Annotated in this window: 11 protein-coding genes; 5 read left to right on the forward strand and 6 right to left on the reverse strand. The window is 30.2% G+C overall.

Features of this window, described 5'->3' with window-relative positions:
* Positions 1–76 precede the first annotated feature (76 nt).
* The 4 genes from kbl to H9I45_RS09765 all read right to left on the reverse strand — a co-directional run bounded on the left by kbl (position 77) and on the right by H9I45_RS09765 (position 6,069).
* Positions 77–1,270, reverse strand: coding sequence for a glycine C-acetyltransferase (kbl, locus tag H9I45_RS09750; protein WP_191141228.1), 1,194 nt, complete (start codon positions 1,268–1,270; stop codon positions 77–79).
* 48 nt (positions 1,271–1,318) lie between these two features.
* A complete protein-coding gene (locus H9I45_RS09755; protein WP_088352316.1) occupies positions 1,319–4,459 on the reverse strand; it encodes a UvrD-helicase domain-containing protein in 3,141 nt (1,046 codons plus the stop codon).
* Between the two features lie 120 nt (positions 4,460–4,579).
* Positions 4,580–5,416, reverse strand: coding sequence for a ZIP family metal transporter (locus H9I45_RS09760; protein ID WP_088352317.1), 837 nt, complete (start codon positions 5,414–5,416; stop codon positions 4,580–4,582).
* Positions 5,413–6,069 (reverse strand): metal-dependent transcriptional regulator, encoded by a 657-nt coding sequence (locus H9I45_RS09765; protein ID WP_088352318.1) that lies wholly within the window; start codon positions 6,067–6,069, stop codon positions 5,413–5,415. Before H9I45_RS09765 ends, H9I45_RS09760 begins: the two co-directional genes overlap by 4 nt.
* A gap of 119 nt (positions 6,070–6,188) precedes the next feature.
* Between H9I45_RS09765 and H9I45_RS09770 the strand changes: the two genes are divergently transcribed.
* Together H9I45_RS09770 and H9I45_RS09775 are read left to right on the forward strand one after the other, a co-directional pair.
* Positions 6,189–8,450: a TonB-dependent receptor gene (locus H9I45_RS09770; RefSeq protein WP_217896850.1), complete on the forward strand. Its 2,262-nt coding sequence runs from the start codon at positions 6,189–6,191 to the stop codon at positions 8,448–8,450.
* A complete protein-coding gene (locus tag H9I45_RS09775) occupies positions 8,451–8,939 on the forward strand; it encodes a thioredoxin family protein (protein WP_228454841.1) in 489 nt (162 codons plus the stop codon).
* A gap of 3 nt (positions 8,940–8,942) precedes the next feature.
* Here H9I45_RS09775 and H9I45_RS09780 read toward each other — a convergent pair whose 3' ends face one another.
* The gene (locus H9I45_RS09780; RefSeq protein ID WP_088352320.1) at positions 8,943–9,485 is read right to left on the reverse strand and encodes a hypothetical protein; all 543 of its coding nucleotides are present in this window, start codon (positions 9,483–9,485) and stop codon (positions 8,943–8,945) included.
* Between the two features lie 125 nt (positions 9,486–9,610).
* Between H9I45_RS09780 and mfd the strand changes: the two genes are divergently transcribed.
* The 3 genes from mfd (at position 9,611) to H9I45_RS09795 (ending at position 14,334) form a co-directional block, all read left to right on the forward strand.
* A complete protein-coding gene (gene mfd, locus H9I45_RS09785) occupies positions 9,611–12,940 on the forward strand; it encodes a transcription-repair coupling factor (protein WP_088352321.1) in 3,330 nt (1,109 codons plus the stop codon).
* A 108-nt stretch (positions 12,941–13,048) separates the two neighbouring features.
* Positions 13,049–13,477 carry a metal-dependent hydrolase gene (locus tag H9I45_RS09790; protein WP_340937493.1) on the forward strand — a complete coding sequence of 143 codons (429 nt, stop codon included), beginning with the start codon at positions 13,049–13,051 and terminating at the stop codon, positions 13,475–13,477.
* A complete protein-coding gene (locus H9I45_RS09795) occupies positions 13,477–14,334 on the forward strand; it encodes a DMT family transporter (protein ID WP_088352322.1) in 858 nt (285 codons plus the stop codon). The genes H9I45_RS09790 and H9I45_RS09795 overlap by 1 nt, the downstream gene beginning before the upstream one ends.
* Before the next feature lie 106 nt (positions 14,335–14,440).
* Here the strand turns inward: H9I45_RS09795 and H9I45_RS09800 are convergent, their stop codons facing one another.
* On the reverse strand, positions 14,441–15,754 hold the full coding sequence (locus tag H9I45_RS09800; protein WP_088352323.1) for a hypothetical protein: 1,314 nt from the start codon (positions 15,752–15,754) through the stop codon (positions 14,441–14,443).
* Between the last annotated feature and the right edge of the window lie 226 nt (positions 15,755–15,980).

Raw genomic sequence — 15,980 nt, forward strand, 5'->3', positions numbered from 1 at the left:
AAAGTAAGTTCTTAAAACTTATCTACAAAGACAAATCTACAAAATATTACTAAAATTGCAAGTTTTTTTTATTATTCTAAATAACACTAAGCTCTTTACCAACTTTTTTAAAAGCCGAAATCGCTTTATCTAAATGTTCTTGTGTATGTGCTGCAGATAACTGTACTCGTATTCTTGCTTTTTCTTTTGGAACTACTGGAAAGAAAAATCCAATTACATAAATACCTTCTTCTAATAACTTATTTGCCATTGTTTGAGATAATTGTGCATCATACAACATTACTGGTACAATTGCTGCATCTGCTCCAACCAAATCGAAACCTGCTTTTTCCATTTCTGTTCTAAAGTAATTCGTGTTCCATTCTAGCTTATCTCTTAAAGTGGTATCATTAGAAATTAAATCGAAAACTTTTAAAGAAGCTCCAACAATTGCTGGCGCTAATGAATTTGAAAATAAATATGGTCGAGAACGTTGTCGTAAAATCTCAATAATCTCTTTTTTCCCTGTGGTGTAACCACCCATTGCTCCTCCAAGCGCTTTTCCTAAAGTTCCTGTAACGATGTCTACTCTATCCATTACGTTTTTAAGCTCCACAGTTCCTCTTCCTGTTTTTCCGATAAAACCTGTTGCATGGCATTCATCAACCATTACTAAAGCATCGTATTTATCTGCTAAATCGCAAATCTCATCTAATTTAGCAACAATGCCATCCATGGAGAAAACACCATCTGTAACAATAATTTTAAAACGGTGATTTTGTTTATTTGCTTCAATTAACTGCTCTTCTAAAGAATGCATGTCGTTATTATTGTAACGATATCTGGCAGATTTACACAAACGAACTCCATCTATAATGGAAGCATGATTTAAACTATCGGAAATAATTGCATCTTCTTTTGTTAATAAAGGCTCAAAAACGCCTCCATTTGCATCGAATGCTGCTGCGTATAAAATAGTATCTTCTGTGGTGTAGAAATCTGCAATTTTTTGTTCTAACTTTTTATGGATATCTTGTGTACCACAAATAAAACGAACAGAAGACATTCCAAATCCGTGAGAATCTAAAGTGTCTTTTGCAGCTTGAATTACTTCTGGATTGTTAGACAAGCCCAAATAATTATTCGCACAAAAGTTTATAACTTCTTCTCCAGTGGATATTTTTATAACTGCATCTTGAGATGATGTTATAATCCTTTCAGATTTGTATAAACCCGCATCTTTTATTTCTTGAAGTTCTCTATTTAAAGTATTCTTAATTTTTCCGTACATTTTTTATTAATTTAAGAAATACAAAGTTACAAAGTTTATTTTCTTTGCTTATACTTCAACAACGTCAATTTCGTCGTTAATATATATGAGTAGTTTTTTATCTACTTTAAAATACATCGATTTTAAAACACTTTCGTAGTTTTTTAATTGTTGATGGTATTTTTCTGATGAAACACCTGTTTTATAATCTATAATTGTCACTTCATTATTCGAATTGAAAACCAAACGATCTGGAATTATAATTTGATTATCCGCAGTTACAATCTCTCGCTCATTGAAAACAGTAACTTCATCTGAATAATAAAAACTTAATTTTGGATGATTTATAACATTCACAACTTTTTCCTTTATAAGTTTTGTTTCATTTTCATCTAAAACTCCATGTTGTTCATATGAAGAAACAACTTCTTCAATTTGATGATTTGTTTTTATTTTCGAAAATATTTCGTGCAATAAATTTCCATAATCGATGGCTTCTCCTTGAAGAGTGCCCCATAATTTTGATGCACTCGCCAACAAAACAATATTATGTTCTTTCCAAGGTGTTGCTGTAAATTTTTGATGAATTTCTGCAACTGAACTATTTTCTTTCTTCTTACTAACTCTATTTTTATCTCCAAATGAATATTCTAACAACTCATCATTCCAGAGTGATTTCTCTTTTAAATAATTAATGAAGAATCCTGAATAAAATTTTAAATCCTCTTCTTTATTTTTACCCACCAATTTTTTATCCGTAATTATATGCAATTGCTCTACAGCTCTTGTTAACGCAACATATAATAAGTTGAAATTATCTAACTCTAACGCTTCTCTTTGTGAATTAAAAATCTCTAATCCTTTTGCATTTACATAACTTAAATCTCGGTTATAAGGCACCAATAATTCTTGAAAATTCGTATAACTTTCTGGCAGTTCGTCTAACCAAACTTTCGGGTTTATTTGATGATAAATATCTACATTACAAGGAAAAATAACGACTGGAAATTCCAAACCTTTCGATTTATGAATCGTCATTACCTGAACAGCATTTGCACTTTCTGGAGCAACAATACTTAATTTATCTTTTTTTAGTTCCCAAAAATCTAAGAAATCTTGCACATTTGTACCTTTTCTTTGCTGTTCTAAACCAACATCCAAGAAAAATTGCACATATGCATCAGATGACTTTACCAAACGAAATCCTCTTACAATTTCTTCAATTTTTTCGTAAAAAGGAAGCTGATGAAAGGTTGAAATCTCAAACGAAACTCCATATTTTTTTAAAGTTTGAAAAATGGTTGCATTTGCAGATTTCGCAAACGTTTTTAAGAATTGATGTTTTGGTTCATCTAATTGTAAATGTTCGTATAAAAAATACAACATTTCGAAACGTGATTCCTCATCATTTGGGTGTTGTAAAACCTGCAAAACATTTACAATAAAATTGACTTTTACATCATTTTGAAGTAATAATGTTTCTGAAGAAATAATGTTTATTCCTTTTTCTGATAAGTAATTCGCAACTGCAACTCCGTCTTTTTTTGTTCGTGTTAAAATGCAGATTTCATCTAAAGAAAAATCATTTTCGAGCTCTTTTATTTTATCAAAAACTTTCTTCGGATATTTTAATTTGTCATCTTCCTTGTCTTCTTCTTTTTCTAAAAATGAGAGTGATACAAATCCGCCTTTTTTAGGATTTTCTTTTTGTTGATTTCCTTCAAAAAACAACTTTTCATAAGCTTCATTTTGAAGAAATTTTGACGAATGTTGAAAAAACGAATTATTAAAATCGATAACTTCAGAAAAACTCCTAAAATTGGTTTCTAATTCTTTTATCTCTTTTTTAATTTGAAACGGATTTATTCCATTTTCAGTTTCTGAGCCCAAGTTGATAAACTGCTCCGCTTTTCCTCCACGCCATCTATAAATGGCTTGTTTTCCATCGCCAACCAACATTAAATTGCTGTTTTCTTGCGCCAAAGCATTGTCTATTAACGGAATTAAATTCTGCCATTGCAAAACAGACGTATCTTGCATTTCATCAATAAAATAATGCATAAAACGTTGCCCAATTCGCTCGTAAATAAATGGTGCAGGTTGGTCTTTTATATTGTCGGAAATTAATTGATTAAATTCTGCATTTAAACGAATATTATTTTCTTCTTTTATGGAATCTAATTCTGCATTTATATTATTTAAAACAGCTAACGGAATAATACTTTTTAACGCCAATTTATTCATTAAAAATTGCTGGTAAATTTCTTGAGATTCACGAAAGAAACCTATAATTTGTGGTACAATTGCATCTATAGAATTAGAAATTTCTGGTTTTGCAGTTTTTGTGTAATATTGATTATTTCCAATCGCTTTTTCAATGGTTTCACTTCTTTTTATATAATCAATATTTACTGATTTTTCACTTAAATCTATAAAAAATTTAGGTAAAGTTCCTCGCATAAAATCTTTAGTTTCTAAACCTGCAGAATTAATTAAGTTCATACAGTTTTGTCCTACTTCTTTTAAAGATTCTTTTAATTCTTTTTGATGTGTAAAAAGCTTCGATTTTAAATTCGTGAAATCATCTAATTTTTTATTGGCTAACTTTCTAAAGTGTTTGTTATCATCTTCATTTAAAAGAATTCTCGCAAAATCGTTTAGGTCTCTAGAAATATCCCAAGATTTATCATCATCTGTCTTATCGAGTGAATAATCTATGAGTAATTTTGTGAGTTTTTCGTCTGTTCCAATTTTTGAAATTAATAAATCTACAGCTTCATTTAATAAAGAAACAGCATCCATTTCTACTTCAAAATTAAGTGGTAAACCTAAATCATACGCAAAATTCTTAATTATTTTATGCGTAAAACTATCAATCGTAGTTATTGAAAAAGCCGAATAATTTTGCAGAATTGCATCTAAAATTTTCTTACTTCGTTCTTGAATCGTTTCTTTATCGACCGAAATTTCTTCAATAATTATTTTGAATAAATCGTTCTCTTTTCCTTCAGAAAATTCTTCTAAATTCTCTAAAACTCTTTCCTTCATTTCACCAGCTGCTTTGTTGGTAAATGTGATTGCTAATATTTTCTGAAAACGAAAAATATCTTCAGAATTTAGTAAGATTTTTAAGTATTCTTTTACGAGTGTAAAGGTTTTTCCACTTCCTGCTGAAGCGTTGTAAACTTGAAAAGTTGATGGTTGATGCACAGCTTATTTTTATTGCAAAATAATGTTTTTAGATGCAAGAGACAAGAATCAAGAGAAAAGAAAAGCAGGATTTCATTAAAGAAATCCTGCTTTTTAATATTTATGTGAACACATTGTGTTCTATCCTAAACCAACATCCAAACTCATCATTACAATAAAACCTCCAATAAAACCAAGTGTGGCAATATCTGTGTATTTATCTCTCTGGGTTTCTGGAATTACTTCTTCTACAACTACAAAAATCATTGCACCTGCTGCAAATGCCAAAGCGTAAGGTAAAATCGGAGTAAAAAACGAAACTGCTAATGCTCCTAAAACAGCAGCAACTGGTTCCACAACTGCAGATAATTGTCCATACCAAAAACTTTTTAATCTGCTAACTCCTTGCCTTCTTAATGGCATTGCCACTGCAAAACCTTCTGGAAAATTCTGAATTCCGATTCCAATTGCTAACGAAATTGCAGCAATAATCATCTCTGTCTGTTCTACTCCAACCAAAGTGGATGCTGCTCCAAACAAAACTCCAACTGCTAAACCTTCTGGGATATTATGTAGCGTAATTGCCAAAACTAATAATGTAGATCTATGTAATTCGGTTTTTACACCTTCAGCTTCACTTTCCTTAAAGTTGATATGTAAATGTGGCAAAATTTTATCCATTCCAAACAATGATAATGCTCCTAAACCAAAACCAATTGCAGCTGGTAAAACTTTTACAAAACCTTCTCCTGGAGAATTTTCTATTGCTGGTGCTAACAAACTCCAAAAACTTGCTGCAACCATTACACCTCCAGTAAAACCAAGCATTCCATCTAAAACTGCTCTATTTAATTTTTTAAAAAAGAAAACCAAAGCAGCTCCTGCAGCTGTTAAACCCCAAGTAAAAAGCGAGGCGTATAATGCTGCTAAAATCGGATGTTCTTTACCAAATTCAACTAATTGATCGAATGTACTCATGATTTTTTGATATATAAATTGTTTGCTATTTTGTTTGATATTGATAATTTTTTCCCTTCAACTAAAATGGATAAAGAATTATCAAACTCTTCTTTTTCTAAAATGGTTATTTGTTTTCCTAAAGTGATGCCTTTTTTATCTAAAAACTGTAAAAATTCTGATGAAGAATCATCTACACCCACACAAACTCCACTTTCGTTTTTAGATAAAGTTGATAATAAACTCTTCTCTATTGTTTTTAAATTCCCTTCTTCATCTGGAATTGGATCTCCATGAGGATCGTGTGTTGGAAAACCCAAAAAAGAATCTAATTGATTTATTAATTTCGATGATTTTATGTGCTCTAATTGTTCTGCAACTTCATGCACTTCGTCCCAAGAAAAATTTAATTTTTCCACCAAAAAAACCTCCCACAATCTATGCTTTCTAACAACATTAGCGCCAGTTTTCTTTCCTAATTTGGTTAAAGTTACTCCTTTATATTTCTTATAAACCACTACTTTTTTGTCAGATAATTTTTTAATCATATCTGTTACAGAAGAAGCTTTTGTTTGTAATTTTTCTGCAATTGCATTTGTACTAATTCCTTTATCAGTCTCTAACTGTAAATGATAAATTGCTTTTAAATAATTTTCTTCCGAAAGCGTAAACATTTGTACTTATTTAGTCTTGCAAATATAAACTTTTTATTATTATAAAAATATATTTTTAGTCTTGTCTAAAAATAATATTATATTTGTCGAAATATTTATTTAAAGTGATAAAAATATTCATTAAAATTAGTTATCTTTTTTTCTTCGGAATTATCTCTACTTACGCTCAAAACAATAGTGTTTCTGGTAAAGTAATTTCAAACGAAGAAGTTTTACCTTTTGTAAACATCTATTTAAAGAATACAAAATTAGGAACTGCAACTAACGAAAAAGGTTATTTTGAGTTGAAAAAAATTCCCAATGGAACCTATACAATTGTGGCAAGTTCTGTTGGTTTTAAATCGAAATCAGCAAGAATTATACTTTCTGGAAATGAAAAAATCACCAAAAACTTCAACTTAAACGAAAATAGTTCTTTGGAAGAAATTGTAATTTCCGGAACTTTAAAACCTGTTACAAAATCGAACAGTCCTGTTCCTGTTGAAGTTTACAGCAAAACATTTTTCAAGAAAAATCCTACAACTTCCATTTTTGAATCGATGCAAAATGTAAACGGAGTTCGACCACAATTAAATTGCAATGTTTGTAACACTGGCGATATTCATATTAATGGTTTAGAAGGCCCATATACGTTTGTTTTAATTGATGGAATGCCAATTGTAAGTGGGCTTTCCACAGTTTATGGTTTAACAGGAATTCCACAAGCATTAATAGAAAGAGTGGAAGTTGTAAAAGGGCCAGCATCTACTTTATATGGTTCTGAAGCTGTTGGAGGGATTATAAATATCATCACAAAAAAACCTTCAAACGCGCCAATTTTATCAACGGATATTTTAACGAGTTCTTGGGGAGAAGTGAATACTGATATTGGTTTACGATATAAAATCTCAGAAAAAACACAAGGTCTTTTAGGAATTAATTATTTTAATTATCAGAATAGAATTGATAATAATAAAGACGGATTTACAGATTTAACGCTTCAAAATAGAATTTCAATTTTTAACAAAGTAAATATTGAAAGAAAAAGCAACAAAATTTTCACTATTGCTGGACGTTTTGTTTATGAAGACAGATGGGGAGGAGAAATGGATTGGGAACGTAAATTTAGAGGAACTGATATAAAATATGGCGAAAGTATTTACACAAATAGATGGGAAACTTTTGGAACTTACGAATTACCAACTTCAGAAAATATTAATTTTCAATTTAGTGCAAATGGGCATTATCAAAATTCTTTTTATGGAACAGATGCTTACGATGCTGAACAAGTTATTGGTTTCGGACAATTTGTGTACAACAAACAAATTGCAGAAAAACATGATTTATTGTTAGGTTTGGCTTACAGATATACTTTTTATGATGATAACACTTTTGCCACTTTCGAAAATGATGGAATTACAAACAAGCCTTCTATAACACATTTACCAGGCGTTTTTATACAAGATGAAATTGCTCTGAATACTCAAAATAAATTATTATTAGGCGCAAGATGGGATTATAATAGTTTGCATGGAAGTATTTTTTCGCCAAGAATAAATTACAAATGGAACTCAAAAGACAAGTCAGATATTTTTAGAGCAAGTGTTGGTAATGGTTTTAGAGTTGCTAATGTTTTTACGGAAGATCATGCAGCTTTAACTGGTGCAAGAGAAGTGGAATTTGATGGTGAATTAGACCCAGAAACTTCTTGGAACGCAAACATAAATTATGTAAAAAAAATAAACACAGAAAACGCTTTTATTACTTTAGATGGAAGTGCTTTTTATACCTATTTCAACAATCGTATTTTACCTGATTACGAAACAGATCCTAACAAAATTATATATGCAAATTTAGAGGGATTTTCTGTTTCTAAAGGTATTTCTTTAAACACAGATATTACATTTACAAACGGTTTATCACTAAATGCAGGCGCCACTTTAATGGACGTTTCCATAACAGAAAATGGTATAAAAACAAGACAATTATTAACAGAAAGTTTTAGTGGAGTTTGGTCTATTTCCTATAAATTTAATTATAATTTTTCTATTGATTATACTGGAAATGTTTATGGTCCAATGAGACTTCCTTTAATAAGCAAAACAGATCCAAGAGATGCAAATTCGCCTTGGTTTAGTATTCAGAATATTCAATTGACAAAAAAATTCACGAACAGTTGGGAGTTGTATGGAGGCGTAAAAAATCTATTGAATTTTACACCAGCTTCAAATAGTATTGCTCGTTCTTTTGATCCTTTTGACAAAGACGTTGTTTTTGATGCAAATGGACAAGCAACTGCAACACCAAACAATCCAAACGCATTGACTTTTGATCCAAGTTATGTTTATGCTTCCAACCAAGGAATTAGACTGTTTTTAGGATTTCGTTACACCATATTTTAAATGATGAAACAAATATTTCTTCTTCTTATTTTCTTCGGAAGTTTGGCTACTTTTTCACAAAAAAAGGAAGACAAATTAAATGTCTATACATTTTCTGAAGCAGAGAAATTACATCAGCAAAAACCAAAACCTATTATTGTTTTTGTTTCTACAGATTGGTGTAAAATTTGTTTTGGAATGCAAAAAACTACTTTTAAAAACGATGAAATTATTCAGCTTTTAAATGAACAATTCTATTTCATAAAATTAAATGGCGAAGAAAAAAAAGACATCACTTTTTTAGGAAAAACATTTGTTTACAAACCTACTGGAACAAATACTGGTGTGCATGAATTAGCAAATGAACTGGCTTTAGTTAACTCTAAAATAAGTTACCCAACAACTGTTATTTTAAACACAGAATTTACGATTGATGTACAAATTCCTAATTATCTAGATAGCACTATGTTTTTAAAAATTATCGAAAAGTATTCCGAAGAAAAAATTTAGTTTTTACAACTCCCAAAGTCTAGGATTCAAAGACCTAAATCCAAAACTATACACAAACCCAATAGAAGGATATACATGAGATTTTTGGCTCTCGAATTTAGATTCAGAAAACTTATACATAACTTGTAAATTCATTCCATATTGTTGCGTAAACCAGAAAGTAGCACCTCCACCAAAATTTAAAGTTGGTGTAAGTTTTGTTGCGCTAATAAAACTTCCTCCCAACAAAACATAGGGCACAACATTGTCTATAGAAGTACCAAAATCGTAACGTAAAGTTCCATCGAAAGTGGTGTATTTTTGTTTATCTCCAACAGCAGTTGCAAAACCAGCATCTAAAACTAATCCTTTAAAAATATATCTAGAAATGTTTAGTCTAGGAGATTGATTTGCCAATTGACCACCAACGACTCTTCCTGCATCTAAAGAATATTTTGCCCCAGCAATACTTACTCCTGCAGTCCATTTATTCTGTTTATTTTGGGCAATAGTTCCAATTGAAAAAGTTAAAAAGAATAACAACACAAAGTTAAAATTGATTCTCATAATTGGAGGATTAGTTCGTTTTATATAAACAGATTGGCCACAAATATATTGTAATCTTCAAGAAATCAAAATAGTAAATGGTTTTTTATTAATGAACTCCTTACATTTGCACAAAAATTAGCACGTTGAGCAAGCAGCACATTGTAAATCAATATCAAAAAACTGCGAATGTTTCGCAGATTGTTACAGCCCTTCAACAAGAAAAAAACCATTTTCAAATATCGAACTTGGTTGGTTCTTCGTTGTCTTTTGTTATTTCCGAAACTTTTAAAAAAGCAGACAAACCATATCTTTTAATATTTAATGATAAAGAAGAAGCTGCTTATTATTTAAATGATTTAGAGCAACTTTTAGGAGATAAAAATGTGCTTTTTTATCCAGGATCATACAGAAGACCTTATCAAATTGAAGAAATAGATAATGCCAATATATTATTACGTTCAGAGGTTTTAAATAGAATAAACTCTAGAAAAAAACCAGTAATAATAGTAACATATCCAACTGCCCTTTTCGAAAAAGTAGTTACCAAAAAAGAGTTAGAAAAAAATACTTTAAAAGTTACTGTTGGCGAAAATTTGTCTTTAGATTTTGTAAACGAAATTTTATTTGAGTACAAGTTTAAACGAGTAGATTTTGTAACAGAACCAGGAGATTTCTCTGTTCGTGGAGGAATTATAGATGTTTTTTCGTTTTCTAATGACGAGCCATACAGAATTGAATTTTTTGGAGATGAAATTGATAGTATTCGTTCTTTTGATGTAGAAACGCAACTTTCTAAAGAAAAGATGAAGAAGGTTTCTATAATGCCAAATGTAGAAAATAAAACTTTACAAGAAAGTAGAGAAAGTTTCTTAAAATATATTGCTGATAAAACGGTTATTTTTACAAAAAACCTTGATTTATTGGCAGGAAATTTAGATAAATTCTATCAAAAAGCAGAAGAAGCTTTTAACGATTTATCTAAAGAAATAAAACATGCAAAACCTGCTGAATTATTTTGTGATGGAACCTATATAAAAAACCAAATTGAAGAATTTTCTTTGGTGAATTTTGGAAATCAAAATAAAGAAAATGCCGAAATTAGTTTTAACACAATTTCTCAACCTTCATTTAACAAACAGTTTAATTTATTAATTGCAAATTTAGAAGAATATCATAAAGCTGGTTTTACCAATTATATTTTTTGCGCAAACGACCAACAAGCAAAACGTTTTCATGATATTTTTGATGATGCAGATGAAGATGTCCATTACGAAACTGTTGTTTTTCCATTATACCAAGGTTTTGTAGATGTAGACAATAAATTAGTTTGTTATACAGATCATCAAATTTTTGAACGTTATCATAAATTCAGATTAAAAAATGGTTATGCAAAAAAACAGGCCATTACTCTTCAAGAATTAAATAAACTAGAAATTGGCGATTATGTAACACACATGGATCATGGAATTGGAAAATTTGGTGGTTTACAAAAAATTGATGTTCAAGGTAAAAAGCAAGAAGCCATTAAATTGGTTTATGGCGAACGTGATATTTTATACGTGAGCATTCACTCGCTTCATAAGATTTCTAAATTCAATGGAAAAGATGGGAAAGCACCTAAAATTTACAAATTAGGTTCTGGAGCTTGGAAAAAAATAAAACAGAAAACAAAAGCCAGAGTTAAGCATATTGCGTTTAATCTAATTCAATTATATGCAAAAAGAAAATTACAAAAAGGGTTTTCTTTTGGACCAGATACACATATTCAGCATGAATTAGAAGGTAGTTTTATGTATGAAGATACTCCAGACCAATTTACAGCAACACAAGATGTAAAAAATGATATGGAAAAAGAGCAACCAATGGACAGATTGGTTTGTGGTGATGTAGGTTTTGGAAAAACAGAAGTTGCTGTAAGAGCTGCCTTTAAAGCTGTTGATAATGGAAAACAGGTCGCAATTTTAGTGCCAACTACTATTTTGGCATTTCAACATTTTAAGACTTTTTCTGAAAGATTAAAAGATTTTCCAATTAGAATAGATTATTTAAATCGCTTTAGAACTGCAAAACAAAAAACTGCAGCCATAGATGGTGTAAATGATGGTTCTGTAGATATTATTATTGGTACGCATCAACTAACAAATCAACGAATAAAGTTTAAAGATCTAGGACTTTTAATTATAGATGAAGAGCAAAAATTTGGTGTTGCTGTAAAAGATAAGCTGAAAACTTTAAAAGAAAATGTAGATACGTTAACCCTTACTGCTACTCCAATTCCAAGAACTTTGCAATTTAGTTTAATGGCTGCAAGAGATTTATCTGTAATAAAAACGCCACCACCAAATAGACATCCAATTGAGAGTAATGTAATTCGTTTTTCGGAAGAAGTAATTCGTGATGCAATTTCGTATGAAATCTCAAGAGGAGGCCAAGTTTTCTTTATTCATAATAGAATAGAAAACATAAAAGAAGTCGCAGGTTTGTTGCAAAGATTGGTTCCTTCTGCGAAAATAGGAATTGGTCATGGACAAATGGAAGGCAAGAAACTGGAAGGTTTAATGCTTGGTTTTATGGACAATGAATTTGATGTTTTGGTTTCTACAACAATTATTGAAAGTGGATTAGATGTGCCAAATGCAAACACCATTTTCATTAATAATGCGAATAATTTTGGTTTGTCTGATTTACACCAAATGCGTGGTAGAGTTGGTCGTTCTAACAAAAAAGCCTTTTGTTATTTTATAACTCCTCCTTATCATATGATGACAGATGATGCCAGAAAAAGAATTGAAGCCTTGGTTTTATTTTCTGATTTAGGAAGTGGAATTAACATTGCCATGAAAGATTTAGAAATTCGTGGTGCTGGAGATTTATTAGGTGGTGAACAAAGTGGATTTATTAATGATATTGGTTTTGATACGTATCAAAAAATATTACAAGAAGCCATTGAAGAATTGAAAGAAAATGAGTTTGCAGATTTGTATCCAACAGATAATTCCAAGCCAAAAGAATATGTAAAAGAAGTACAAATAGATACCGATTTCGAAATACTTTTTCCTGATGATTATGTGAATTCAATTACAGAAAGATTGGCTTTATACAACAAATTAGGAACGTTAGAAAAAGAAGAGGAATTACAAACTTTTGAAAAAGAAATTATAGATAGATTTGGCGAATTTCCAACCCAAGTTGAAGATTTGTTGGATTCTGTAAGAATAAAATGGCTTGCCAAAGAATTGGGGTTAGAGAAAATTATTCTGAAACAAAAAAGAATGCTTGGCTATTTTGTTTCGAATCAACAAAGTGATTTTTACCAAACTGAAGCTTTTTCTCGCATGTTAAAATACGTGCAACAAAACCCAAAAAGTTGTGTGATGAAAGAGAAAGAAACTAAAAACGGTTTGCGATTACTAATTACATTTATAAGAATAGATTCTGTAAAAACAGGGTTGAGTATTTTACAGAAAATATAAAATGGCGTCGATATTTGGTCATGCTTTCATTTCATTTGCTTTAGGAAAAAGTTTTTCAAAAAAAACCAGACTTGGAAATTATTTACCCTTGCGATTATATGTGCAATTATTCCTGATGCAGATGTTATTGGATTTCAGTTTAACATTTCTTATGGAAGTTTTTGGGGACATAGAGGTTTTTCTCACTCATTTCTTTTTGCATTAATTTTTGGAGTTCTAGTAACATTTTTTTTCTTCAAAAAACATTTTTTTACCAAAAAAGGAATTATTTTAATGTTTTTTTTCTTTCTATGTACTGCATCACATTCAATTTTAGATGCAATGACAACTGGAGGAAAAGGAGTTGCCTTTTTTTCTCCATTTAATAATACTCGCTATTTTTTTCCTTGGAGACCAATTAAAGTTTCGCCAATTGGAATTATGCGTTTTTTTAGTGAACGAGGTTTAAAAGTTATATATAGCGAACTCATTTGGATTGGAATTCCAAGTATGGTTTATATGCTAATAACATATTTTATAAAAAGAAAAAATAGATAATGCAAAACTCCCATTTAAAAAATATACTCCTATTACTTTTAGCGACCACTTTTATAAGTACTTCTGGAGTTTTAGGTAAATATATAAACATGGCTCCAGAAATAATTATCTGGTTTCGCTCTATTTTTGCAGGTGTTTTTTTGTTTATCTATTGTAAATTTAAAAAAGTAGACTTAAAAATAAAACAGCGAAAAGATTTAACGCCATTTGTAATTAGTGCATTTTTAATGGCAATACATTGGATTACTTATTTTTATGCATTAAAGCTATCTAATGTTGCTATTGGAATGCTTTCTATATATACTTTTCCAGTAATTATTGCTTTTTTAGAACCGCTATTTATTAAAACGAAATTCAATCCAATTCATATTTTTTTAGGGCTATTAGTTTTAACTGGATTGTACATTTTAACACCAGAATTAAGTTTAGAAAATTCCGATTTAAAAGGAATTCTTTTGGGCGTTTTTTCCGCTTTTTGTTATGCGATTAGAATCTTAATTCTAAAACAACATGTTGGTAATTACAATGGAAGTATGTTAATGTTTTATCAGACTTTAATTATAAGTATTATGTTGCTTCCTTTATTGTTTTTTGGAAATTTCTCTAATTTTCAAAGTCAATTACCATATTTAATTTTATTGGCTTTAATAACTACTGCAATTGGGCACACAATGTTAGTGCATTCTCTAAAACATTTTTCGGCTTCTACTGCAAGTATAATTAGTAGTATCCAGCCAATTTCTGGAATAATAATTGCGTATTTTGTGTTAACAGAAATTCCAAGTAAGGCAACATATATTGGAGGTTCGTTAATCTTAGCTACTGTTATTATAGAAAGTTTTCGAAGTAAAAAATAAATTTATTTTTTATAAGAAACACTTTATAAATTATCATTTAAAAAAAAATGAAATCGCAATTCTCACTACGATTTCATTTTAAATAATTTACTATATATAATACAACCTATTTCATAGGCACTTTTACGATTACAGTTTCTCCTCTACCTTTTTCGTTAGCGATACTTTGTATGGTCCATAAATCTTTAAAATTATCTCCATCTACCATTGTTCCACTATAGTCTCCCCAAGAAACTCCGTTTGTTGCTCCTCTCCCTTCACCTAAATTTACAATAGTTTTTAAGGTTCCTTTTGGATCATTTGCATATCTAAATGCCATTCTTGGACTTATAAACATATTTTCATTCGTTTCTTGAAAACCAACTAAAACATCGTTATTAGAATTTACACCAATAGTTGTTTGTATGTAATTTGTACCTTTTCTATAAACTAAACCTGTTTGTACAATTGTACCATCTGTTTTTACTTGATGCCATTGAACAGCAGAATTTCCTTCCACATTTACAGCTTGAGAGAACCAAATATAACCACCTTGCATTACCAAGTTTTTTGGATTTCTATCTCCAGAAGATGTTTTTTGATCTGTTCCTTTTTGTGGAGATTGTGGAGGATAATTTGTATATTTTAAATTATGAAGTTTGTTTCCAACTTCTTCATAAACTGGAGAACCATCTTTTGCAGAAGTTACTTTATTAATAATAAATCGATCTTTTTTAATTGTAAAAAAGTGTAAATCTTCTGTATCGTCTTGTGTAAAAATAGGATGTCCTAAACTTCCTTTAAAGTGATAGACTGTTGCTGGTTTCCCAGATTTCACTTCTTTCGCATTTAAAACAAACGTTCTTTCGTCTCCACCAGGAAAAGAATAAGCAATCCATTTTTTACTATAACCAATACCTCCTCCATCTACACCTTTTGGTGCTGGAACAGGATAAACATTCCAAGCTTTGTTTGGATTATCCGTTTCTGAAACAGCGACATTTACTGGCTTCTTTTTTGCTTTATCCCAAGGATTCCATAAGTCGAAAACAAACATTTTGTTGTGTGCATCGTAATACATTTTTGGGTCAATTCCGTTGTTGAAACATCTTTGAGATGCACCATCAATAAAATTTCCTTTTTTGTCGTAAATAACCAAACCAGAATTAGAACCATGTAAAATATAGCCTCCACCAATTGCAATTTGCGGATCTACTTGTCTGTTTCCATCCATACTTCCATTAAACTGCATGTAACCATTTACTGTTTTAGGATTTCCACCTTGTACACGTTGTTTACAGTCATCATTTCTAAATTCATTTTTATGAATTGGAGTAATTACTTCGGTTCTAGAAGGTGTTATTTGATTTTGTGCGGATACTACTGTAGAAACTGATAAGGCAATTCCTAAAATAGCGACTATTTTTTTTGTGAATGTCATACGTCTTTTTGTAAAGTGATTGATGCTATTAAATTATGTTTTTGTTTTTTCAAATTTCTTAAATAAATAGCTTTTAAAGGGGCGAAAATTTATGCAATTATGGGAGTTATAATGGGCGCAAGAAAATTTTATTTTTTTTAAAAAAGAGGTTTATTATTTGATTTTGTGTTCTTTAGAATTTATATAATTAACTCCTTGTTATTCCTGTAAAGAAGTTTGCAAACAA

Source organism: Polaribacter haliotis (assembly GCF_014784055.1).
GTDB classification, from domain to species: Bacteria; Bacteroidota; Bacteroidia; order Flavobacteriales; family Flavobacteriaceae; genus Polaribacter; species Polaribacter haliotis.

What these genes read in the sequence shown, in the direction of transcription:
- H9I45_RS09800 (WP_088352323.1), bottom strand. Translation starts at nt 15,754, where the DNA reads ATGACATTCACAAAAAAAATAGTCGCTATTTTAGGAATTGCCTTATCA.
- H9I45_RS09795 (WP_088352322.1), top strand. Translation starts at nt 13,477, where the DNA reads ATGCAAAACTCCCATTTAAAAAATATACTCCTATTACTTTTAGCGACC.
- H9I45_RS09780 (WP_088352320.1), bottom strand. Translation starts at nt 9,485, where the DNA reads ATGAGAATCAATTTTAACTTTGTGTTGTTATTCTTTTTAACTTTTTCA.
- H9I45_RS09775 (WP_228454841.1), top strand. Translation starts at nt 8,451, where the DNA reads ATGATGAAACAAATATTTCTTCTTCTTATTTTCTTCGGAAGTTTGGCT.
- H9I45_RS09760 (WP_088352317.1), bottom strand. Translation starts at nt 5,416, where the DNA reads ATGAGTACATTCGATCAATTAGTTGAATTTGGTAAAGAACATCCGATT.
- H9I45_RS09765 (WP_088352318.1), bottom strand. Translation starts at nt 6,069, where the DNA reads ATGTTTACGCTTTCGGAAGAAAATTATTTAAAAGCAATTTATCATTTA.
- kbl (WP_191141228.1), bottom strand. Translation starts at nt 1,270, where the DNA reads ATGTACGGAAAAATTAAGAATACTTTAAATAGAGAACTTCAAGAAATA.